The sequence below is a fragment of the Bradyrhizobium sp. 197 genome, assembly GCF_023073375.1.
GTDB lineage: Bacteria > Pseudomonadota > Alphaproteobacteria > Rhizobiales > Xanthobacteraceae > Bradyrhizobium.
The window spans coordinates 128,000-151,460 of the sequence record NZ_JADPJJ010000024.1; the positions used below are offsets into that span (position 1 = coordinate 128,000).

The 23,461-nt window shown below is 64.0% G+C and carries 15 protein-coding genes and 2 pseudogenes; 6 read left to right on the plus strand and 11 right to left on the minus strand.

Going from position 1 to position 23,461, the window contains the following annotated elements; all coding sequences use genetic code 11:
• Window positions 1–119: 119 nt before the first annotated feature.
• The 4 genes from IVB27_RS06035 to IVB27_RS06050 all read right to left on the minus strand — a co-directional run bounded on the left by IVB27_RS06035 (window position 120) and on the right by IVB27_RS06050 (window position 6,521).
• On the minus strand, window positions 120–2,987 hold the full coding sequence (locus IVB27_RS06035; protein WP_247442132.1) for a PAS-domain containing protein: 2,868 nt from the start codon (window positions 2,985–2,987) through the stop codon (window positions 120–122).
• A gap of 328 nt (window positions 2,988–3,315) precedes the next feature.
• Window positions 3,316–4,191: an acyl-CoA acyltransferase gene (locus IVB27_RS06040; RefSeq protein ID WP_247442134.1), complete on the minus strand. Its 876-nt coding sequence runs from the start codon at window positions 4,189–4,191 to the stop codon at window positions 3,316–3,318.
• Window positions 4,192–4,228: 37 nt separating this feature from the next.
• On the minus strand, window positions 4,229–5,209 hold the full coding sequence (locus IVB27_RS06045; protein ID WP_247442135.1) for an amino acid--[acyl-carrier-protein] ligase: 981 nt from the start codon (window positions 5,207–5,209) through the stop codon (window positions 4,229–4,231).
• 94 nt (window positions 5,210–5,303) lie between these two features.
• Window positions 5,304–6,521, minus strand: a complete 1,218-nt coding sequence (locus IVB27_RS06050) for an acyl-CoA dehydrogenase family protein (protein WP_247442137.1) — start codon at window positions 6,519–6,521, stop codon at window positions 5,304–5,306.
• A 358-nt stretch (window positions 6,522–6,879) separates the two neighbouring features.
• Between IVB27_RS06050 and IVB27_RS06055 the strand changes: the two genes are divergently transcribed.
• The 3 genes from IVB27_RS06055 to mtnA all read left to right on the plus strand — a co-directional run bounded on the left by IVB27_RS06055 (window position 6,880) and on the right by mtnA (window position 9,307).
• The gene (locus IVB27_RS06055; protein WP_247351734.1) at window positions 6,880–7,152 is read left to right on the plus strand and encodes a phosphopantetheine-binding protein; all 273 of its coding nucleotides are present in this window, start codon (window positions 6,880–6,882) and stop codon (window positions 7,150–7,152) included.
• A 145-nt stretch (window positions 7,153–7,297) separates the two neighbouring features.
• Window positions 7,298–8,173 carry an S-methyl-5'-thioadenosine phosphorylase gene (locus IVB27_RS06060; RefSeq protein WP_247442138.1) on the plus strand — a complete coding sequence of 292 codons (876 nt, stop codon included), beginning with the start codon at window positions 7,298–7,300 and terminating at the stop codon, window positions 8,171–8,173.
• Window positions 8,174–8,191: 18 nt separating this feature from the next.
• On the plus strand, window positions 8,192–9,307 hold the full coding sequence (gene mtnA / locus IVB27_RS06065; RefSeq protein ID WP_247442139.1) for an S-methyl-5-thioribose-1-phosphate isomerase: 1,116 nt from the start codon (window positions 8,192–8,194) through the stop codon (window positions 9,305–9,307).
• A 131-nt stretch (window positions 9,308–9,438) separates the two neighbouring features.
• Here mtnA and IVB27_RS06070 read toward each other — a convergent pair whose 3' ends face one another.
• On the minus strand, window positions 9,439–10,074 hold the full coding sequence (locus IVB27_RS06070) for an HAD-IA family hydrolase (RefSeq protein WP_247442141.1): 636 nt from the start codon (window positions 10,072–10,074) through the stop codon (window positions 9,439–9,441).
• A gap of 104 nt (window positions 10,075–10,178) precedes the next feature.
• On the opposite strand from IVB27_RS06070, the gene IVB27_RS06075 reads away from it, so the two are divergent.
• Window positions 10,179–10,937 carry a S1 family peptidase gene (locus tag IVB27_RS06075; protein ID WP_247442142.1) on the plus strand — a complete coding sequence of 253 codons (759 nt, stop codon included), beginning with the start codon at window positions 10,179–10,181 and terminating at the stop codon, window positions 10,935–10,937.
• A 124-nt stretch (window positions 10,938–11,061) separates the two neighbouring features.
• A complete protein-coding gene (locus IVB27_RS06080) occupies window positions 11,062–12,564 on the plus strand; it encodes a flavin-containing monooxygenase (protein ID WP_247351744.1) in 1,503 nt (500 codons plus the stop codon).
• Between the two features lie 71 nt (window positions 12,565–12,635).
• Here the strand turns inward: IVB27_RS06080 and IVB27_RS06085 are convergent.
• Window positions 12,636–12,842, minus strand: a pseudogene (locus IVB27_RS06085) (response regulator transcription factor); the annotation flags it as partial.
• A gap of 647 nt (window positions 12,843–13,489) precedes the next feature.
• Here IVB27_RS06085 and IVB27_RS06090 point away from each other — a divergent pair.
• Window positions 13,490–16,444, plus strand: a complete 2,955-nt coding sequence (locus tag IVB27_RS06090) for an autotransporter outer membrane beta-barrel domain-containing protein (RefSeq protein ID WP_247442143.1) — start codon at window positions 13,490–13,492, stop codon at window positions 16,442–16,444.
• A gap of 3 nt (window positions 16,445–16,447) precedes the next feature.
• On the opposite strand, the gene IVB27_RS06095 is transcribed toward IVB27_RS06090, so the two are convergent.
• The 5 genes and pseudogenes from IVB27_RS06095 to IVB27_RS06115 form a co-directional block, all read right to left on the minus strand.
• Window positions 16,448–17,278 carry an MlaD family protein gene (locus tag IVB27_RS06095; protein ID WP_247442144.1) on the minus strand — a complete coding sequence of 277 codons (831 nt, stop codon included), beginning with the start codon at window positions 17,276–17,278 and terminating at the stop codon, window positions 16,448–16,450.
• Between the two features lie 157 nt (window positions 17,279–17,435).
• Window positions 17,436–19,655 (minus strand): acetate--CoA ligase family protein, encoded by a 2,220-nt coding sequence (locus tag IVB27_RS06100; protein ID WP_247442145.1) that lies wholly within the window; start codon window positions 19,653–19,655, stop codon window positions 17,436–17,438.
• A gap of 120 nt (window positions 19,656–19,775) precedes the next feature.
• Window positions 19,776–20,147 (minus strand): annotated as a pseudogene (locus IVB27_RS06105) (glycosyltransferase); the annotation flags it as partial.
• A 108-nt stretch (window positions 20,148–20,255) separates the two neighbouring features.
• Entirely contained in the window at window positions 20,256–20,825 is a 570-nt protein-coding gene (locus IVB27_RS06110; protein WP_247442147.1) for a class GN sortase, read from the minus strand.
• 198 nt (window positions 20,826–21,023) lie between these two features.
• Entirely contained in the window at window positions 21,024–23,285 is a 2,262-nt protein-coding gene (locus IVB27_RS06115; protein WP_247442148.1) for a marine proteobacterial sortase target protein, read from the minus strand.
• Window positions 23,286–23,461: the final 176 nt, after the last annotated feature.

The window sequence follows — 23,461 nt, forward strand, 5'->3', positions numbered from 1 at the left end:
AAAGCGCATTGCGCGGCGGCACCGCGGGGGCGAGACGGTGATTCCGGCGAAAAACGCACGTGCGACAATTGGTCGTTTGGAAGCGTGCCGAGATACGGAATTTGCCGTCGGCGGAGCCTTTACGCCACGCGGCGGACTGCGTTCAGCGTCTCGATCATGCGCTCGACTTCGGCGGCCGGGCAGGGCTTGCCGAAATAATATCCCTGCACGTCGGTGCAGCCGCATTCGCGCACGAAATCGAGTTGCTCCGCCGTCTCCACACCTTCCGCCGTGGTCTCGACGCCGAGCACCGAGCCAAGGCTGGCGATGGTGCGGACGATCGCCACGCTCTCCGGGCTTTCGCCGAGGGTGCCGACGAAGGAGCGGTCGATCTTGATGCGGTCGAACGGGAATTTGCGTAGATAGCTCAGCGAGGAATAGCCGACGCCGAAATCGTCGAGACTGACACGCACCCCTAACGCGCGGAGCTGGTGCAGGATCTCGATCGTCGCCTCGCTGTCGTCGAGCAGCGCCGTCTCGGTGACCTCGAGCTCGAGCCGGTGCGGCGGCAGGCCGGCCTCCGCAAGCGCGCTCGTGACCATCGCCACCAGCCCGCGCGCGCGGAACTGCACCGGCGACAGGTTCACCGCGACGGTGAGATCGGGCCAGGACACGGCAGTCGCGCACGCCGTGCGCAGCACCCATTCGCCGATCGGAACGATCAACCCGTTCTCTTCCGCGATCGGGATGAATTCGGCCGGCGAGACGACGCCCCGCGACGGATGTTTCCAGCGCAGCAGCGCTTCGAAGCCGGTGAGCTCGGTCGAGTCGAGCCGCACCTGCGGCTGGAACACCAGATGGAATTCCCGTGCCTCCAGCGCGCCGTGCAGGTCGTGCTCCAGCGCGTGCCGGCTCCGGGCCTCTTCCTCCATCTCGGGCTCGAACAGTTGATAGGCGCCGCGCCCCTTGGCCTTGGCCTGGTACAGCGCGAGGTCGGCGCATTTCATCAGCTCGTCGGCATCGAGCCCGTGCTCGGGCGCGATCGCGATGCCGACGGAGACGCCGACATGGATCGACTGGTTCTCCAACGGCGGCGGGTGACCGATGACCTCAACCAGGCGGCGTGCGAGCTTTTCCGCCGATTGCGGCTGCGGTCCGCGCTGGAGAACGGCGAATTCGTCGCCGCCGAGCCGCGCGACGGTGTCGTGCTCGCCGACATTCTCTTTCAGCCGCGCCGCGACCCAGCGCAACAGCCGGTCGCCGGCCGCGTGGCCGAGGCGGTCGTTGACGGTCTTGAAATTGTCGAGGTCGAAGCACAGCACCGCCATCGCGCCGCCGGCGATCGCGACCTGGTTCAACCCCTCGCCCATCTTGTCGCGGAACAGCGTGCGGTTGGGCAGGTCAGTGAGCGAATCGTGCCGGGCCATGTGCGCCACGCGGGCCTGCGCCTTGTGGCGCTCGGTGACGTCCTCATAGGTGACGACCCAGCCGCCGTGCTCCATTCGATTGTGATTGAGCTTGATGATGCGGCCGTCGCTCAGATGGTGGTGCAGCGTGTGCTCGCCCTCGCGCAGCCTCTCGACATAGTCGGCATAGAGCCGCGCGGCGGTGGTATTCGGATGGATGCCGAGGTCGCAGCTGTGCTCCATGATCTCGCGCATCGAGACGCCCGGCTTCACCAATTCGGGCGACAGTCCGTACATCTCGATATAGCGGCGGTTGCAGACGATCACGCGCAGGCTCGGATCGAGCATGCACAGACCCTGGCTCATGTTGTTCAGGGCCGCGTCGAAGCGCCGATACTGCTCGCTCAACTCCTCGACCGCGTGCTCGCGCTCGGTGATGTCCTCATAGGTGGCAACGAAGCCGCCCTCGGCCAGCGCGCAATAGCGCACCGAGATCATGGTGTCGTTCGACATGCGCCGGCGCCTCGGCGAGGAGTCACGGTCGGCGATCCTCGCGCTGGCGGCTTCCAGGAGCTGCTGCGGACTATATTCGGATGAGAACGCGCCGTTCGTCATCGAGCGCTCGATCAGCTCGCCGAGATGCTTACCGGGTTTGGTCTCCTCCGGCGACAGCCGATAGATCTTCCGGTAGGTGGTATTGCAGACGCGCAGGCGCATGTCGCTGTCGTAGAAGGCGAGCCCGTGCGCCATGTTCTCCAGCGCGGCATCGAGGATGAAGTTCTGCTGCCTCAGCGTCTCCTCGTATTGCAGCCGCTCGGTGACGTCTTCGTGCACCGTCACCCAGCCGCCGTCGGGCAGGAAACGGGAGACCGCCTGCACCATCCGTCCGTCGTAGCGCATCACCAGCAGGGTTTTTGCCTTCCTGGCGCACACGTCCTTCAGCCTGGTGTCGTGGAATTCCTCGGCAGACATCCCTGGCAGGTTGCCGCGCGAAAGCCAGTGATCGATGGCCTTGCGGTGCGTGACGCCCGGCTTCACGATTTCCGGGTCGAGATTGTAGAGGTTCAGGAAACGTTCGTTGCAGACGACGACGCGGCTGTCGGAATCATACATGATGAGCCCGTGCGACATGTTCGCGAGTGCGTGCTGGCTGCGCTCGGTCTGCACGTGCAGCTCCGCCTCGAGCCGGGCGAGGCGGCTGACGTCGTCGCAGATCGTCATCCAGCCGCCGCCGGGGAGCGGCTTCAGCTCGAGTGCCATGACGAGGCCGCTTGCCAGATGCTGCTCCGTCCGGAACGGTTGACCGTCCGCGATCTGCTTCATGCGCCTGGCATAGAGCGCATCGAGGTCGTTCGCCGGGAAGTTGCCGAGCTCAGCGCTATGAGCGAGCACGTCGCGATAGCTCGTGCCGACCCGCACGATCTCGGCCGACATGTTGAACAGCGTGAGGTAGCGCTGATTGACCAGCACGATCCGGTTGGCGACGTCGTAGACGCAGACGCCTTGCTCCATGTGGTCGAGCGCAAGCTGGCTCAGTCCGACGAGGGCCTCCGGGCCCTCTTCGCGGCGTGCATCAAGCTCGTTGGCGCGGATCGACGTCATGGGGCGGCGGGGCCTCGGCGGGCAATAGACTTAACGCAGCGTAATTCAGTCGCTGAGGGTAGCGAAGAGGCGGGAAAATTCCCTTAAGCGCCGTAGTTTACGGAGGATGACCGGCGGTGCAGAGAGGCGTGTATGCCGACATCTGAATGGTGAGGTCTTACCACCAGCCCGGACCTTATCACCGTCATCCTGAGGTGCCGGAGCGAAGCGGAGGCCTCGAAGGGCGACGGCCCGGCTGCATCCCGGCCGTCCATCCTTCGAGGTTCGCCGCGCTGCGCACGGCGAGCACCTCAGGATGACGGGGCCAGAGCGCAGTCTCCGTACCGCTCTACGGCCCGTACAGGACGAGCTCCGTATCAGTGAGGTCGGCGAGCTGCGGCCGGTGCGGGCCCTTGAAATATTTGCGGCCACGCCGCTCGGTGTAGATGCCGACGAGGCCGGGAACCGGGCCATTGGAATCGATGGCAACCGAGATCTTGCCGAGCCGCAGCAGCAGCCGGCCGATGCGGCCTGCGCATTCGGTGTATTCGGCGGCGTTGCGACAGTAGATCAGCTTCATCGCGGGAGGCGCAATGAAGCCGCGGCGGATGCGCACCGGTTGCAGGATGAAAGGGAACGTTCCCTTCGGCGTGCGGCACACGAAGCTGAGGCAATTGTAGCGCGCGTGCCGCGTCAAGAGTTCGGTCTCGGGTTCGGAAAGTCCATCGATCGTCTTGGCGTGCTGCGAGATGACCTCGATCTTGCTCCAGCGGGGCGCGCGCGCCAACGCAGGTACCGAGAAGAATATGCCGCGGCAATAGGCGCGAAAGCCCTGCGTCTCGATGATCGGCCAGGTCCACCGCGCCGGGCTGATGTTGAGATAGGTAACGTCCTTGTGCCGCTGCGCGATCTTGGTCAGGAGCGGGGCGTAGTTGCGGTAGGCCGGATCGACGTACCAGCTCGACAAATTGCACTGTACGGCGGTCTCGCCGCCGTCCTTCCGCGCCGTGTAGATCAGCAGCAGCACGCCGACCGGCGTGCCGTCATTGTCGAGCATGTAGCCGAAGCGCGGGTAACCTTCCGGCACGGGCCGGAAGGCCTGCCGGCGCAGGCCCTGGATCCAGTAGTTGCGCGAGCGGCCCACGAAGCCGCGCGTCAGCAAGTCCGCGACTGCCTCGACGTCGGACTCGGTGATCTCGCGGCATCGGACCTTGGTGTGGATCACGCTGGTTTTTCCCGTGGAAATGACCGGCCTCGTTCCGTTAGCGCCAGCCTTCGCCATGGGCATCGGCTGCGGCCCGCGACTGCAGGCTCATGATCTCCCGCACCTTAGCGGGCCAGGCGGAAAGGTCGGTGCCGTGGGTGTGGAACATGGCGACGGCCAGGCGGTCCATGCCGAAGGCGACGCAGCCCGTGTGGGCCGGCTGGCCATTGGCGTCCTGGATGTCCCAGGTCGTGCCGAAATGCTCGCGGTGATAGTTGAAGCTCATGCAGGCGGTCGGCTGCTCTTCCGAGCGCAGCGGGATCAGCAGCTCGAACTTGAGCTGCTGCTGCTTCTGGCTCACCGCCTTCATCTGGCCGACGCGACCAAAGAAGGGGTCGCTGGCATAGTCGACGCGGAAGGTGAGACCGAGATCGGTCGCGATCGCCTGCGCGCGCATCATCCAGCGCTCGCGGAAATCGGCGACGTCATCGGGGCTGCCGATGCAGACATATTCCCGCATCCGGAACGATTGCAGCCGGTCGAGATGCTTCGACGGTTCACGGCGGAAGCAGTCGGCGGCGACGTCGAAACGCAGGCCACCCTTCGGCAGCGGGCCGCGGCTCGCCGCGATCGGATAGACGGGATAGCAGGCCGCCGGCGACAGCACGAGGTCTGCCGGCGAGAGCGAACTGGTCCAGTCGCCGCCGGCATCGAAGCGGCTTACCGCGGCGTTGATCTCGCGCTCGGTGCCGTGCAGGCCACATACGCAGCCGAGCAGGTTCGGAAAGCTCTTGAGATAGCCGGACTTCTCGAGCTGTGAACGGCTCATCACCGGCGGGAAGCGCATCACCTCGGTGCCGGCCTCGCGATGGCTCGTGATCAGTGCGGCGAGCCGCTCGACGATTCCCTCATAGAGCGCGGTGCGGGCGTAGACGCCGTCCGAGCCCATGGAGTGGAACAGCTTGTCGGCGAGATGATCGAGCGGATCGGCCATTTGCGGCGCGGTCTCGGGCGAATTGGGGAGGACGGCAATGTTCATGGTTCGATGTCCTGCTATCTCAAAATTGTTCTTGTTGGTTTAGTCGGCAAGGTACGTCAGTCACGCCAAGGCACGTCAGTCACGAAGAGGCACGTCAGTCATGAAGGCTGGTCGGCACGCCGCTCATCAGGGTCGATGTCGCGGCATTGGCCAAAATGCGGTCATTGTTGATCATAATTGGCGACGACAGCACGTCGCGCAGGTGACGGCCCATGGTGAACTCACCGTCGTTGCGGTAACCGGAAAGGCCTGCGGTGCGCATCGCATGCATCACGGTCTCGACCGCGAGCTCCGAGGCCTGCACCTTCAGAAGCGTGATCGAAGACTGGAAGTCGAGCGAGCCGAGCGCGCGTTCGTCGTGTTCGGCACGGGCGAAGGTGTCGATATTGGCTGATATCAGTGCACGCAGCTTGGCGAGCGACATCTTGGCGGCGGTGAAATGCGCGGCCGCCGGCGGCATCTGACCACCCGAGGTGCGGGCCGCCTTGCGGACGAAGGCCTGCGCACGGGTAACTGCGGCTGCAGCGATACCAGCCCAAGCCGAGGACCAGCACAGATGCGCGAACGGCGTCATGGTCTGGGCGTGGATCTTGTCATAGGATTCAGGGAAGACGCGGTCGGCGGGGCAGTCGACCTTCAACTCGAAACCGGTCGAACAGGTGCCGCGCATGCCCAGCGTTTCCCAGCCCAGCGTCCGCTTCAGCAAATAATCGTCCCGGGCGAGCGCCAGCAGCACCTGGTCGGACGCAGAAGCATTGGTGGCGCGGCGGGCGATGGTGACGAGGCCGTCGGCCTCGGCGCCGTAGGAGATCACGGTCGCGTCTCGCACGAGCGAGACAGTATCGCCGGCGTGGTCGACCGCAGCCGCGCTGGCGCGGATGTTGCCGCCGTTCTGCCCTTCGGTGGTGGAGGAGGCCAACAGCCACTGGTCGCGCGCGACCCGGCGCATCATGGTTTCCATCCAGGGAATGCCGTGACCGTGCCTGACGACGCAGGCGACCTTTGTCGTGTGCATCGCGTAGACCATCGCCGTGGAGGCGCAGGCGCGTCCGAGCGCGTAGCAGATATCGGTGACGTCGTGGATCGAGGCGCCGAAGCCGCCGAACTCGACCGGGATCATGGCGCCGAGTAGCTTCTGCTCGCGCGCGACCTCGAAAGCCTTGTGAGGGAAGCGGGCGTCGCGATCGACCCCGTCTGCGTCGGCTGCCGCCGCGGTGGCGGTCCGGGCGGCGCGCTCGACGAGGGAAGGACCCTGCTCGAGATAGCTCGTCTGCGTCTCGTCGACAGTGAGGACTGCTTCACGCACGTTCATACTCGTCCGCCTCCGGTTTGCCGTTCGGGATTGCCGGCATCATTCGCGATGCCGCTTGAGCGATCCTCCGACCATCTTTGCTTATGAGATGAGGCTACGGATTTAATTCAAATTCGTCGATGAAATAGAGGGTAAACAAAGTCGAATTCCGAACAAGCAGTTAAGGTCGGGTTGTTTGCACCGCCCGGATTTCCGCGATCGCGTTAGGGATCTGTAAGAGGACAGAATTCCAGACAATCTGAGTCATCGTTTACTAAGAAACGCGAAGTAATGGTGGCGTCCATTGCGGGATCGGCCCGCCGTGCCCATCGTAGCCGGCAACCGGTCCGACCTTTAACAGACAGATGGGAATTTGCCGATGCAGGGCTTCGATACCGAATTGCGCAATCGCGTCATCAAGCTGGTGAAGGGCATTCTCGCACAGAATTCGCTTGCGGCTGACGTCACGCCGCAGGCCAAGCTCGTCGACGTCGGCCTGACCTCGATGGACATGGTCAATCTGATGCTCGGCGTCGAAGCCGAGTTCGACTTCACGATTCCCCAGTCCGAGATCACACCGGAGAACTTCCAGTCCATCGAGACGCTGGAGCGCATGGTGGCGACCCAGCTGCAGCCGGCGACCGCGGCCTAGCCAGCTCCTCCGGGAGGGCACGGAATATGCGGCGTCGCTCCTCACAGCATCGGCATCCCGCCCACCACCCCCCGTTCCAAAAGCGTCGCAAAACTGGCATAGCTTCTCCACGGGATCGCGATGGCGCGAACGGGGTGGAGCAGGCATGACGCAGGCGGTACTGGGCATCATAGGAGGCTCCGGCATCTACGATCTGCCGGGACTCGAGGACGCTCGCGAAGAGGTGATCAAGAGCCCCTGGGGTGAGCCGTCGGCGTCCTTGCGGCGCGGCTCCATGGCCGGCCTGCCGATCGTGTTCCTGCCGCGCCATGACAAAGGCCACCGGCTGTCGCCTTCCGACATCAACTATCGCGCCAATATCGACGTCCTGAAGCGCGCCGGCGTCACCGACCTGATCTCGCTGTCGGCCTGCGGCTCATTCAGGGAGGAACTGCCGCCCGGCACCTTTGTTCTCGTCGACCAGTTCGTTGATCGCACCCACAAGCGCGAGAGCTCGTTCTTCGGCCGGGGCTGCGTCGCGCATGTGTCGATGGCGCACCCGGTCTCGCCGCGCTTGCGTATTCATCTTGCCGTGGCCGCTGAAGCCGAGGGCATCGCGTTTGCGCGCGGCGGCACCTATGTCTGCATGGAGGGACCGCAATTCTCCACCTATGCGGAAAGCATGACCTACAAGACACTGGGCTATTCCGTGATCGGCATGACCAATATGCCAGAAGCGAAACTCGCGCGAGAGGCCGAGCTTTGCTACGCCACCGTCGCGATGGTGACGGATTTCGACTGCTGGCATCCCGATCATGACGCCGTCACCGTGCAGGACATCATCCGCGTGCTCAGCTCGAACGCCGACAAGGCGAAGGCGCTGGTGGCGCGGCTGGCCAAGGATTTCCCGCGCGAGCATGAGCCGTGTCCGATCGGTTCGGACCGTGCGCTCGACGCCGCGCTCATCACCGCGCCCGAGGCGCGCGATCCCGAACTTTTGAAGAAGCTCGATGCGGTGGCCGGCCGCATCCTGCGGGCGTGATACGAAAGGCAGAATGCCATGAAGGTCGACGGCAAGCATTTCCGCAGCATCTGGCGTGAGCGCGACGGCTGGTCGGTCGGCGCGATAGACCAGCGCCGGCTGCCACATGAGTTCATCGTTGCAAAGCTGGTCTCATGCGAGGACGCAGCCCTCGCCATCCGCGACATGCTGGTGCGCGGTGCGCCGCTGATCGGCGCGACCGCAGCTTACGGCATGGCGCTCGCGATGCGCGAGGATGCCTCGGACGCCGGTCTTAGGCGCGCTTACGATACGCTCGTGGTGGCACGGCCGACAGCGATTAATCTGAAATGGGCGCTGGACGAGATGCGCGCGACGCTCGCGCCGGTCGATCCGCTCGAACGCGCGGAAACCGCCTATGCGCGCGCCGACGAGATCGTCGAGCAGGACGTCGAGATCAACCGTGGCATCGCCCTCAATGGCCTGAAACTCATCGAGGCGATCGTCGCAAGGAAGAAGCCGGGGGAGACCGTCAATTTGCTGACGCATTGCAATGCCGGCTGGCTTGCGACCGTCGACTGGGGCACGGCAACAGCGCCGATCTATCTGGCGCATGAGCGCGGCATCAAGGTCCATGTCTGGGTCGACGAGACGCGCCCGCGCAACCAGGGTGCCTCGCTCACGGCCTGGGAGCTCGGCCATCACGGCGTGCCGCATACGGTGATTGCCGACAACACCGGCGGGCATCTGATGCAGCATGGCATGGTCGATCTCGCCATCGTGGGCACCGATCGCGTTGCCGCCAATGGCGATGTCTGCAACAAGATCGGCACTTATCTGAAGGCGCTCGCCGCGCACGACAATAACGTGCCGTTCTATGTCGCGCTGCCGTCGCCGACGATCGATTTCGCCGTTGATGACGGCATCCGCGACATCCCGATCGAGCAGCGCAGCGGCACAGAAGTCACCGACATGACCGGCCGCACCGCGGATGGACGGCTGGAGACGGTGCGGATCGTGCCGGAGGGCTCGCCGGTCGCGAACTACGCGTTCGACGTGACCCCGGCGCGGCTCGTCACCGGCCTCATCACCGAGCGGGGCGTGCTGAAGCCGGATCGTGCGTCACTCGCCGCGGCGTTTCCGGAGCGGATCGCTACGGCGGCGGCGGCTGATTAGGATGTGTAATCCCTCACCCTGAGGAGCCGCGCTTGCGTGGCGTCTCGAAGGGCGAGGGGCACGAGCGGAGCCTTCATCCTTCGAGACGCGGGCAAGGGCGCGCTCCTCAGGATGAGGGTTTGTAAGCGTCGCTAGCTCAGCCTTAATCCCGTCGCGGCTTCCAGTTCGGCGATCGCCTGGGCGCCGCTGGTGACCTTGATCGTGGTCATGCCCATCTCGCGTGCGGGCTTTAAGTTGACGCCCAAGTCGTCGAGATAGACGCAGTTGTTCGGATCAATCTTCAGCGTCTCGACCATCAGCTGATAAATGCGCGGGTCGGGCTTGCGCAGGCCGATCTTCGCAGACTCGATGACATGGTCGAACAGCACCATCACCTCGGCGACATAGAGTGAGCGCCCGGTCATGCTGCCGATCGCATTGGCCGGCAGATTGTTGGTAATGCAGCCGGTCTTGAATTGCGCCTTGATGCGCTTCAGCGCCTCGACCATCTCGGGGCGCAGATCGCCCTGCAGCAGCGGCAGCACGTCACGCCCGCGCACTTCCGCGCCGAGCGCCAGTGACTCCGTCGCGAACAGCTTGTCGAATGTGTCGATATCGACCTCGGCGCGCTCGAACTTGGCCCAGGCGTTTTCCAGATGATTGGCGGCGTTGGTATGCCGGATGATGTCGATGGGCAGGCCGCGTTCCGCCTCGTACCGCGCGAACGCTTCGAATGGCGAACTCGTCAGCACGCCGCCAAAATCAAAGATCACAGCCTCGATCGTCACTGTCCTGCCCCCGTCAGTTCCTTTCCAAGAGCGCTAGCATGCGCTATCGGCAAGGACCAGTCCGAAGCGATCCTCCGCATTCACCGACGCCAAAGCGTGCTCCCATGAAGAAGCTTGCAACCCTCATCACAGCCGCTCTGCTGCTCGCCACGCCCGCTTATGCCATCGTGGGTGGCGGCACACCGCAGACCGATGGTGCCGCGCGCGCAGTCGTCACCATCGTCGGCTCGCGCGGTAATTTCTGCACGGGCAGCCTGATCGGGCCAAAGCTAGTGCTGACGGTCGCCCACTGCGTGCAGCCCGGCGCGGACTACAAGATTGTCGATCGCGGTGCCGACGGTCAGCCGCAATTACTGAATGTGCGCACCGTTGCGATCCATCCGAACTTCAACATGCAGGCGATGCAGGCGCACCGCGCCACCGCGGACGTGGCATTGCTGCAACTGGAAATTCCACTCAAGGGAAAATCGACGGTGCCGGTCGGCGCGCCGACTATTCCGATCCAGGCCGGCAGCCGCTTCGTCGTCGCCGGCATCGGCGTCACCGTGCGCGGCGATGGCAAGAGTGGCGGTGTGACGCGTGTCGCCGGTCTCGTTGCCACAGGGCAGCCCGGCACCCTCCAGATCCGGCTGGTCGATCCGGTAACTAACGGTGTTCGCGACGGAATTGGCGCCTGCACCGGCGATTCCGGCGGCCCAGTGTTCGAGGACAAGCCGAACGGGCCTGTGCTTGTCGGCGTCATCAGTTGGTCCACCGGGCCGAACGGCGCCGCCGGCTGCGGCGGATTGACCGGGGTCACGCCGCTCACGCTCTATCGCGACTGGATATTGCAGACCGCGCGGGGCTGGGGTGCGGCGCTGTGATTTGACCGCGATTTGATCTATGTCATTTTAAAGCGGAAGCGCGATGGGCGACCACGCCCGTCGCGGAGGAAACGCGCCGTCTGGTCAAGGGCGGCCACAAAAACAAGCAAGGCAAGTAGCAACAATGAATGTCGCTGTTCGCAGTCACGCCACGACCAAACAAGCTTCTGAACATTTCGATGTGCTGATCGTCGGCGCCGGCATCTCTGGCATCGGCAGCGCCTATCACATGACAAAGCAGCTTCCGGGCGCGAGCTTCGTCATCCTGGAAACGCAGGCGACGTTCGGAGGCACCTGGACCACGCATCGCTATCCCGGAATTCGTTCGGACAGCGACCTCCACACCTTCGGCTATAGCTTCAAGCCCTGGGTCGGGCCGCCGATCGCGACCGCCGAGGAAATCCTCACCTACATGAACGAGGTGATCGACGACAACGATATCGCCCGCCACATCCGCTATAAGCACAAGATCATTTCGGCGAGCTGGTCGAGCGAGCAGAATCTCTGGACCATCGAGGCGGTGACGACCGACACCGGCGAATCGAAAACTTTCACGGCGAACTTCCTGTGGATGTGCCAGGGCTATTACCGCCATTCGGAAGGCTACACGCCGGAATGGAAGGGCACGGACCGCTTCAAAGGCCGCATCGTTCATCCGCAGACCTGGCCTGAAGATATCGACCTCACGAACAAGAAGGTCGTCGTGATCGGCTCGGGCGCGACGGCCGCAACGCTGGTCCCGAATATTGCGGACAAATGCGCGCATGTCACCATGCTGCAGCGGTCGCCGACCTATTTTCGCCTCGGCCGCAACGCAATCGAGATTGCGGAGGAGCTGCGCAGGCTTCAGGTCGACGAGGAATGGATCCACGAGATCGTCCGGCGCAAAATCCTGTTCGAGCAGGACGCGTTCACCAAGCTTTGCCTGTCAAAGCCCGAGCAGGTGAAGCAGGAGCTGATCGGCCAGATCAGCGCGGTGCTCGGTCCGGACTACGATGTCGACACACATTTCACACCGAGCTACCGGCCGTGGCGGCAGCGCATCGCCTTCGTGCCCGATGCCGATCTGTTCAAGGGAATTGCCAGCGGCAAGGCGTCCGTCGTCACCGACGAGATCGAGTGCTTCGTCGAGAACGGCATCCAGCTCAAATCGGGCAAAGTGCTGGAAGCGGACATCATCGTCACCGCGACCGGCTTCCATCTCGCAGCTCTCGGCGATATCGCCTTCGAGATCGACGGTAAGCCGCTGGCCTTCGGCGACACCGTGACCTATCGCGGCATGATGTTTACGGGCGTGCCGAACCTGGTCTGGGTGTTCGGCTATTTCCGCGCCAGCTGGACGCTGCGCGTTGATCTCGTCGCCGACTTCGTCTGTCGCCTGATCGGACACATGAAGGGGAAGGGCGCGAAGAAGGTCGAGGTGAGCTTGCGCCCTGAGGACCACAACATGCCGATCCTGCCCTGGATCGATCCGGAAAACTTCAACCCGGGCTACATGATGCGCAACATGGACCTGCTGCCGAAGCGCGGCGACAAGCCGGAATGGCAGCACAGCCAGGACTACTGGACCGAGAAGGACGAAATCCCGAAGACGGATCTGGATGACGCGGCGTTTGTGTATGGGTGAGGATAGCTTGTGCTAGCGGCGGACGACGCCATTTATTCGACTGGCAACGTCTCACCTCATTCGCAGCAAGACTACGAATTCCGCCGCGTCGCATTGGTCGCAATCGCCGCCGCGGCGGTGCGGTTCTCCACGCCGAGCTTGGCGTAGATCTGCTCCAGATGCTTGTCGACCGTGCGCGGGCTCAAGCCCAGAATCTGCGCGATGTCGCGGTTGGTCTTGCCTTTGCTGAGCCAGGCCAGCACCTCGCCTTCGCGGGTGGTGAGGCCGAGCTCGCTGGTGCCGGCAAGCAGCACTATCTCGACGTCACCATTGGCGCCACAGGCCATCGCGCGCATGAAACAGCGCGTGCGCGAGCTGACCCGGCGCAGTGCCGGACAAAGCCTCGCGCAGGTGTGCAAACCGCGCTGCCGAACAACCACTTCAAACAGCTGGGAGTCCCCAAACTTGCCAGTTGACCTCAACCCATCGAACCGCCCGGCGCGGACCCGCATGCCGGGTGGTGTGGCAGGGGACGCGGAGATACCATCTCCGCGCCCCTATGCCGATTGAAGTTGAAGACGCCATGGCTGGCGACGAACATCGCTCTGGGCTGCCAACCATCAATGTGAACGGCCGTACACGCGCGTAGACATTCTGACGCAGGACCACGCGTGTGGAATGCGAATTTATGGTGCAAAACCGTAGCGCGGTTGCAACATGAGCTGTTGAATCTGCCTAAGTTGCAGCCTCATTGGCGGATTCTCGCCTTGCCCTAGTTCTGCTGGTCGCCCCCATGCCCTAAGTTCCGCGCGGCGCCGCTGAGAGCGCCGTTGGTAAGGGGCTGAGCGTGGGGGCTGGATTGCCGTCGAGCGGGCAGGGGTGCTCGCGCCGGAGTGCTACCGCGGTTCGCACGGCACTCTGGCTTGGCCTTTTGAGTGCGGTCGCTGTGACGAGTCCCGCAGCAGCGCAGCAGATATTCAACGGATCGCAGACCACGCCGAACGGCGCCGTCAACGGCGGCGGCGGCGTCTGGAACAACACCACGACCAACTGGACGGACTTCGGCGGTTCGGTCAGCACCGCCTACGATCCCTTGTCAGCGGGCACGGTGTTCGGCAGCAGCGGGCCGTCCACGCCGGCAACGGGTGGCACGGTGACGGTCACACCGGGCGGCGTGCAGCTCGGTAGTCTCTTGGGCTTCGACATTACCGCGGATAATTCGGTCTACACCATCCAGGGTGGCGACCTGAGGCTCGCCTCGGGTGGGACGACGTTCTACACCGCCGATGTCACCGGCACCACGGATCCGTCCGCCGTCATCGCATCCCGCATCGTCGGCAGTGGCGGAATCTCCGTGCAGGCGCCGGGTATATTGGCGCTGCTTGGCGCCAACACCTATACCGGCGACACCTTCATTTGCTCCTGCGCGTCATTGCAGCTCGGCGACGCGACGCATACTGCGAGCATCCTCGGCGCCGTTACCAACGAAGGTACGTTCAATATCGTCAATGCCAACACCACTGGTATTACGTCGATCCTGAACGACGGAATTGGTGCTATCACGACGTTCCTGAATGCGACCAGCGCCAGTTCGATCGCGATTGCCAACAATGGCGGCCAGATTTATTTCGGTTCGTTCGGTGGGATCGACACGGCGACCGCGGGCGACGCGACCATCCTCAACGATGCCGGTGTGACTATCTTCTTCGCCAAGACCACGGCTGGTTCGGCCACGATCACCAATGATAACGGTGGGACGCTCTTCCTGGACCAGTCCTCGGCCGGCTCTGCGACCATCATCAACCAAAACTTCGGCTTCACCTGGTTCGGTCAATCCCCGACCGATACGGTGAGCGCCGGGAATGCTACAATCATCAATAACGCCGACGGTTTGACTGAGTTCAACGGCTATTCCACCGCAGGCAACGCCACTATCGTCACCAAAAGCGGCGGCGAGACAGATTTCTTTGACAACGCGACCGGCGGGAACGCGCGTTTCATCACGAACGGTACCGGCATCGTCGATTTCAGTGGCAGCTTCGGTCCAAATGGCGACGGTCGCATCACCGCGGGCTCCATCGAAGGTTCGGGCAACTATTACATCGGTGCCGGCAACACGCTCGTCGTCGGCAGCAACAATCTCTCAACGGAAGTTAGTGGCGTTATCGCCGACTCCTGCGGCTGCGGTCCCGGCTCTGGCTCCTTGGAAAAAGTAGGCAGCGGAACGCTGATCCTCTCCGGCACCAATACCTACACCGGTACCACGACGGTGAATGGCGGCATCCTGCGAGTCGATGGTGACATCTCCCAATCGAGCCTGACCACCGTGAAGGCGGGCGGCGCACTGTTCGGCGCCGGGATCGTCGGTAACACCACCATTGCTGCCGGCGGCATCTATGCGCCCGGCGACGGCGGGCCGGGCTCGAGCATGGCGGTTCTCGGTGACCTCGCGTTCCAGTCTGGCGCGCTCTACCTCGTGCAGGTCGGTAGCGGAACCACCGCCAGCTTTGCCAATGTTTTCGGCAACGCCGGCCTGAATGGCACCGTCGGCGTCTCGCTGTACGCTGGCAGCACCATCTTGCCGCAATACAAGATCATGCAGTTTTCCGGCGCTGCCACCGATAACTTTGCCGGTGTCGCCGCTCCCGGCGGCCTGATTGGTACGACGACCGTAGATCCTGCCGGCACTGTCTATCTCAATTTCACACTGGACTATGGCGCGAAATACGCCCTCAACGTCAATCAGAAGAACGTCGCCACCACGCTTCAGAATTTCTTCAACGCGAACGGCTTTCTGCAAGCGGAATTCGCGGGCCTCGGCCCGGCCGGCCTGACACAGGCCTCCGGCGAGCCGGCGACGGGTTCGCAGCAGGCGACCTTCAGCGCGATGAACCTGTTCCTCGGCCTGCTCACCGACGTGTTTGGCTCGGGGCGTAGCGGGACGCCGGGTGCGACGCCCTTCGCCGACGAGACGAGCGCGAACGCGTATGCCGCGACCGGCAAGAGCGCACGCGACGCCCTTGCCTCGATCTATCGCAAGGCGCCGCCGGCGAATTTCGAACAACGTTGGGACGTGTGGGCTGCCGGCTATGGTGGCTCGCAGACCAGCGACGGCAATGCCGGCCTCGGCTCAAACAACACCAGCAGCAGCGTCTACGGGACCGCCGTCGGCCTCGACTACCGCTTCTCGCCGTCGACGATCGCCGGCTTTGCGCTTGCGGGCGGGGCGACCGGCTTCAACGTCAACGGGCTCGGCTGGGGCCGCTCCGATCTGTTCCAGGCCGGCGTCTTCGTGCGTCATACCGCCGGACCAGCCTATATCACGGCCGCGCTGGCCTATGGCTGGCAGGACGTCACGACCAACCGCATCGTCACCGCCGCGGGTGTCGATCAGTTGCGTGCGCAGTTCAACGCCAACGCGCTCTCGGGCCGTATCGAGGGCGGCTATCGCCATGCCTCGCAGTGGATCGGCCTCACGCCCTATGCGGCGCTCCAGGCCACCGTGTTCAGCCTTCCGAGCTATTCAGAGTTCGCGGTGGTCGGCAGCAACGTCTTCGCGCTGAATTATGCCGCCAAGGACGTGACCAGCACCCGCACCGAGCTCGGCCTGCGCGCGGACAAGTCATTCGCCGCGGCCGGCGGCCTGATGACTCTGCGCGGCCGCGTCGCCTGGGCGCATGACTACAATCCGGATCGCACCGTCGGTGCGGTCTTCCAGACGTTGCCGGGATCGGCATTCGTGGTGAACGGCGCCGCTCAGGCGCACGATTCCGCGCTGACCACAGCGGCGGTGCAGATGAGCTGGATGAACGGCTGGTCTGCGTCGGCGACCTTCGAGGGCGAGTTCTCGAACGTCACCCGCTCCTACGCCGGCAAAGGTGTCGTTCGCTACGCCTGGTAGGCTTTACCGCTTCTGCTGCGTAGGCTTGCGCGGCGGGCGCGGGGCGGCGGCGGGGGCGGACGTCCCGCTCATCTTGTTGGCGGCCTCGCTGACGTCGAGCAGCGAGCGACGGATGTCCTCGAGGAAATTCGCCGATTTCTTTCTCATGGTGTCGGCGAGCTCGTGCAATCCCTGTATCTTTTCGAACAGCTCATCCGCCTTGCCATCGGCGAAGCCGGGCACTACGCCCTCGATCTTTGTGACCGCCTTGTCGAAGCCCGCGAAAGCGCTGTCGACCTTGGCCATGACGGAATCGATTTCGCCGCCCTTGCTCCTGAGATCGGCGGTGTAGTTCTCGAACGTGCGCAGGCCCTCCTTGATCGCCGGGGCGTTGCTGACGATGGTGCGATCGACACTATGCAGGGTGTCGACGATGGATTCGGCGTCGCTGAGATCGGCGGTCAGCACGGGGATGCCGTCGGCGTCGAGCGGCACCGGCGGAGCGGAGGGGGCGCCGCCGATCAGCGACACCGCGGCGACGCCGGTAAGGCCTTGGAACTCGATGCCGGCCACAGTGTCCTTGCGGATCGGCGCTGCATTATCGAGCGACACGAGCGCCACGACCTTGCGGGGATTGTCGAGCTTGATCGACAGGATCTGGCCGGCGGGAACACCGTCGAAATTGACCGGCCCGCCGCGGCGCAGTCCGCTGGCCGAACCGCCCTCGAACACCACGCGCAACTGGCTGCGGCTCTGGGCGGTGCGCCATTTCTGCACGCCAAGCAGGCCGCCGAACGCCACGGCGATCACCGCCAGCGTCGCCGTTCCGATCACCAGATTGCTCGCGCGTGCCATGCTGGGTGATTTTACGGCCAAAGCGGGGAAGTTGGAAGGATGATGCTGTGGCCGCAATCCTAAGTGGGACGGGTTAGGGAAGCGTAACCCGCCACTTCCTCTCGCGTTTGTCGCAAGGATTGGCGGATTACGCTGCGCTAATCCGCCCTACGCGACATCAATGCCCGGCGGCGCGTTTGGCCGCAGCATTGTTCAGCACGATCAGGGCATCGACGGCGACGCCTGTTTTGGCATTGATCAGGAACGGATTGACGTCGATCGAGGCGATCCGGTCGCCGGCGTCCGCGATCAGATTGGACAGGCCGACCAGCGCTTTCACCGCGGAGGCCTCGTGCAAGGCCGGCTTGCCGCGATACCCACGCATCTTGATGCCGGCCTTGGTGCGGCCGATCAGAAGCCGCGCCTCGGCCTCGTCCAGTGGCGCACCGGCGAGCGCCACGTCCTTCATCAGCTCGATGTCGATGCCGCCGGTGCCGAACAGCACGACCGGACCCATTTCGGCATCGAGCGAGGCCCCGACCACGAGCTCGAGATCGGCCTTGACCTGTTGCGCGATCAGGATGCCGTCAAGCTTCGGTTTGCCCTTCAGCTTGTTCACCCGCGCGGTGATGTCGGCGAACGCCTTTTTGACCTCGGCCGCGTTGTTGAGATTCAGCACCACGCCGCCGATGTCTGATTTGTGCAAAATCTCGGCGCTGACGAGTTTGGCCACGACGGGGAAGCCGATCTGCTTGGCGATCTTCACGGCCTCGGCTGCTGTCTGTGCGATTGCCTCCTTCGAGATCGGGATGCCATAGGCCTTCAGGAGCTTCTTGGAGGCGACCTCGTCGAGCGCGGCGCCGGTTGCCGATTTCAGCGCCTTTTCCAGCACGACACGCGCGGCAGGCTTCGAGCTCGAGACGATATCGGGCACTTCCTTGCGCAGTTTGGCGTAGTCGAGCAGCGACTTGATCGCGGTCACCGCGCGATCCATGCCCTGCATGACAGCGAGATGCGGCAGCGATTTGCGCAAGGTCTTGGTGAACTCGGTGAAGCCGATCGACATCGCGCTGATATAGATCACCGGCTTGCCGGCCCGGCTCGCCATTTCGTTGACGATGCGCAGGTTGCGCTCGCGCAGCTCGTGCGGCGCCTTTGGCAGCTCCGCATCGACGATGACGATATCGATATCGGGGTCTTCGATCATCAGCTCGATCGATTTCATGTAGACGGAGGGATCGACCACCGCCGCAAAGCCGGCGTCGAGCGGATTGCCGACGATCGAGCCTGGGCCGAGCATTTTTGCCAGCTCGGAGCCGACGTGCGGACTTAGCGGCGCAAAATTCAGGCCTGCGGCATAGAAGGCGTCGAGCAGCATGCCGCGCTTGCCGCCGGATAGCGTCACCGCGGCAAGCCGGTCGCCTTCGGGCACCACGGCGTGGACGAAGCATTCGGTGGCTTCGATCAGCTCGTCGAGCCCGCCGACCCTGATGACTCCTTCGCGCGTTGCGATGGCGTCGAACGTCTCGATCGAGCCCGCGAGCGCGCCGGTGTGCGCCATCGCCGCCGCGCGGCCGCCCTCGGAGGCCCCGAGCTTGAGCGCGATCACCGGTTTGCTCGCGGCGCGCGCCGCCTTGCAGGCGTCCCGGAACGCCTTGGTGTTGCGCACGCCTTCGAGGTAGACCACGATCACCTTGATGCTCGGATCCTCGGCGAAATAGCGCATCAGGTCCGGCGTCTCGAGCCCGGCCTCGTTGCCGGTCGTCACCATGTAGCCGACCCCGACGCCGCGATCTTCCAGTGCCTGGCGGATCGCCATGACGATGGCGCCCGATTGTCCGGCAATCGCCACCGCGCCCTGTTCCATGGTGACGATACGGTCGTCGATATTGGTGAAGAGCTTTTCGCCGGCGCTCAAATTGCCGAGGCAGTTCGGGCCAGTGACCGCCAATCCCGTCTCGCGCACGGCCGCTTGCAGTTCAGCGGCGAGCTTCTGGCTCTCCTCATCCTGCAACTCGCTGAAACCCGAGGTGACGATGGTGGCCGAGCGCGCGCCGGCCGCGGCGGCGTCGCGGATCACCTGCACGGCAAAGCGCGCCGGGACCAGCACCAGCACGTGATCGGGCTTTTCCGGGAGGCTGGTAAAGTCCTTGTAGCAGGGGACGCCCCAGATGCTGTCGCGTTTGGTGTTGACCGGATAGAGCCCACCCTCGTAGCCGTATTTGACCAGATTGTTCCAGATGCGCTCGGCATAGTTGCCGGGCTTGTCGGTCGCGCCCACCAGCACGATGTTGTGCGGGTGCAGCATGGCGTGGATGCGCTTGACGATATCGTTCGCATCGGGCGGTGGAGACCACGGGCGCGGAGAAACGGACGCAGCAGACACCGGGGCTTCCATGGCGTGACCTCACCTGTTGTTGTTCTTGGCGGCGCGTCACGCTGTTCTATGGGGAGTTGTTGGGAGTGGCAACCGTAAGCGTGTTAATGCCGCGCGATGGAATGAGCGATGCATCCTGCACCAGAACATCGTCTCGTGCGGAATGTAGTCGGCATATCGCAACGCCTCGCCGTCATGGGGCGGTAGCACGGCGCGGCCCACTTCGAGTCCCTCGCGATCGACGAAGACGCGGTGGCCGTAGACAAGGTCGATATGCGGATGGGCCATGAAGTAGTTCGCGACACAGGCAAGTGTCCCGGGCAGCAGCATGTCGTCGCTGTTGAGATAGGCCATGATCTCGCTATCGCTGCCGGCGAAGCCGAGATTGATGGCGCTGGACTGCCCCTCGTCTGGTTCGCTCTTCCAACTCAGGCTTTCGCCGCGGCTCTTCAGGAGATCGAGCGTGCCGTCGATCGAGGCGCCGTCCTGCACGTGATAATTCAGGTTCGGATAGGTCTACCGGCGAGGACGCCAGTTCAGCGCTTCCATGAGCGGGAACGTCCGGTGGATCGGGTACGGATTGAGGGGGCGATTACTCCCGGACGGGCCGATTGCAAACTGCTATTCATAGGCTGCCATCAAGGTGGCATGCAGCACGTAGCGCTCCGGACCGGACGTGACGGCGTCGAACGGCCAACAGGTGGCGAGCACGAGTTCGGCATCCCGTGCCGCAGGATCGATGCCCGAGGCATCGAAGCGAACCACAGCGGAGGAATCCGCGCGATAGCGAAAGCGTTTACCGTCACTGCGTGTGACATCGATCACATCACCAATGGTGACATTCCGCAGGAAACGGAAATGAGTGTCGCGGTGCGCTGCATATACGGCAACACCACGCTCGCCCGCGTCAGCCGTTTGGCGGATATGGCCGGGTCCAAAAGCAAGCGCCTGGCCGTTGGTACCTTCCAGCACAATCGCGCTGGCGCCGATCCGCCTCACCTCGATCCGCGCGACCGGCCAGGTATCGGCCCATGACCATGGCTTGACCACCTCGCCGGTCGCAACGCTCCGGTCGAACGCGTGCTCCAGCAGCACCTGCGCGAGCCACGCTTTGGCATGGATATAGGCGCCGTCGCCGAACAGGATGACGCCGATCAGCGCGAGAACCAGGGGAGAGATGAAGCGAGGCATGGCAAATTTTCCCGTCATTGCGATGAGTGAAGCGACGAAGCAATCCGGACTGCGTCCCTGGAGGGATTTCTGGATTGCTTCGCTTCGCTCGCAATGACGAATTCGGTTGAGGCGGCGTGTTCAAAAAAGGCGCGCGCGGCCGTTGGTGTGGGACGGGCAGCCGCGCGCGCTAACAGAGGAGATCGGGGGGCTCCTCTCTCAAGCGACGTCAGTGAGCAAGGTCTGACGTCGGTTGAACACGAACAAGATCAGGGCGAGCACGACCAGCATCAGGCCTGCGATCATCTTCAACTCGGCCGAGGTTGCGGTCTTGGGCAGGCGGATCGCATCCGGTGCGGAGGGCGTCGGCCGCCTCGTGGCCGGCTGGTTGCGCGCATCGGCGTGACGTTCGCGGAGCTGCGCCGGGACCTGCTGTCGTTCGCCAAAGACCTTCGCGAAATCCCAGCCGGCCGGCAGGTTGATCGGCAATTCGCTGAGCTTGAGCGGCTCGCCTTCAGGACGGTTCGGCGTTTTGTCCACCGCGACGAGGCTGGTGAGCCGCGTGACGATCTGATGGTCGAGCGCCAGCGCCAGGATCGCCTTGTCGGAGTCTTCGGGAGTCATCTCGCGCAGGGTGCGTGCCACTTCGGCGTCGTCGATCTTGCGCTTGGCCCAGAGCTTCGACAGGCCTTTGCCTTCGGCTGCATTTTGCAGCGGCAGCGTCACCGACCATGGGCGGTCGCCGACGCGGCCCCTAATCTCGACCGAGCCCGCGAGCTTGTCGAGCTTTGCCGCCAGCACCAGCGGCTCGTCGCGATAGATGTCGGGAATGATCGCCGGTGTGACGTCGGCCTTTGCTTCGGAGAACTTTGCGCTGAGGCCGGTCACGGCCGGATTCTCGAGCTTGGCGAACAGGCCGCGCATGCGCTCCTCGACCTGCTCGACGGAGCCGATATGAGTGAAGGCACCGCGACCGAGCTCGGCGGCGCGCGTCATCAGATAGGTGTTGGGCGTGGACCCGATGCCGACCATGAACACGCGCGAGCGGCCGCGCATCGCCGTAATCGTTTCGAACAATTGCTGCTCGTTGCCGATCGCGCCGTCGGTCAAGAACACGATTTGGCGAACCATGCCGGTATCGCCGAGCTTGTCGGTCAGTGCGGCCCGCATCGCCGGCACCATCTCGGTGCCGCCACGCGCCTGCAGCGCGCTGACGAACGAGGTGGCTTCACCGACGCGCGCGGCATCCGCCGGCACGGAGGCCGGAAACAGCACGTCCATGGTGTCGTCGAAACGGATGACGTTGAAACGGTCGGTCGGCTGGAGACGGGAGAGCGCGTAGGTGAGGCTCGCCTTGGCCTGGACGATCGACGTGCCGCCCATCGAGCCGGAATTGTCGATCACGAACACCACTTCGCGCGGCAGTGGCTTCTGCGTTGCCTGCTCGGCGGTGGGCGGAGTGACGAAGGCGAGTAAATAATCGGCGTCGCCGACGCGTTCGCGGAACAGACCGACCGACGGCGCCTTTACAGCGGCCGGCTTCCAGGTCAGTTCGAAATCGCGGTCGGCAGGCACGGCACCGTCGGCAAGCGTAACGATTCGCGTCGTGTCGTCCGGGCTCGCGACCTTGACGTTATGGTGCGGGCTCTTGACCTCGCCGAGCGCCAAGCCGGCATTCAGGCGCACCCTGATGCTGGTCGGATTGACCGGCGCATTCCTGGCGGGATCCAGCACGGGCGGGGAGATACGGTCGCGGTCCGGCACCGGGTCCGAATTCGTCGCGCCCCAACCGGAGCCGTCGTTGCGGAAGTCGACGCTCTGCACGATCGGCGTCGGATTGTAGCGTGGTCCGACCACCAGCGGCAGGCGCAGCGAATATTCGTTGCCGGATTGGTGCACCGGCTCCTGATATTCGATCTGCACCAGCACGGTTTCGCCGGGGCCGATATTAGCGACCGAGTTGGTGAAGATGTTCGGCCGCTCCTGTTCGGTGAGCGCGGCCTTCTGGCCGGCGCGGCGCGCCTCTTCATAGATCACGCGCGCCTGCTGCCGCTCCTTGATGTCGCCGACGATGATGCGGTCGCCGACCACCATCTTCAGCGTATCGACGGCGCCGCCGGTGGGGAGCGGATAGACATAGGTCGCCTCGACCCAGTCCTTGGTCGGGTTGCGGAAAACCTGGGTGACGCGAGCGCGCAGCGTCGGGCCCGACACCGTGATGTCGACGTCGGTGCCGAGGCGGATGGCTTCGGTGTAGGCGCCGTCCTCCTTCAGGAGGAGAGATCCGGATTTGGCGTCGCCGGGCTGGAGCAGGCTGGCCTGCTCCAGCGTCGCCGACCAGCCCGGCTCGAAGCTCACCAGCAGCGCCACGAATGCGACCAGCGCCACCGCGATGCCCTGCACCAGAAGAAACAATCCGACCTTGATCAGCCGCCCCAGCATGGGGTGCTCGTCGATCTCCATCGTGTCGTAGGTGTCCATTTGGTCTGCTCCCACAGCATGTTTGCTGGTTCTCAGCATCCGCCGGGACGGCCCGATTTCGCGAGCAGAATGATCGGCAATGTTCCGCCGCGGCTGGCCCGCGTTGGCCGCCTCTGCGGCAGCCAAGTGTGGTTTTGTGCTGGTTTGTCCGCCCTGCTAGAATGGCCGTCCTGGAG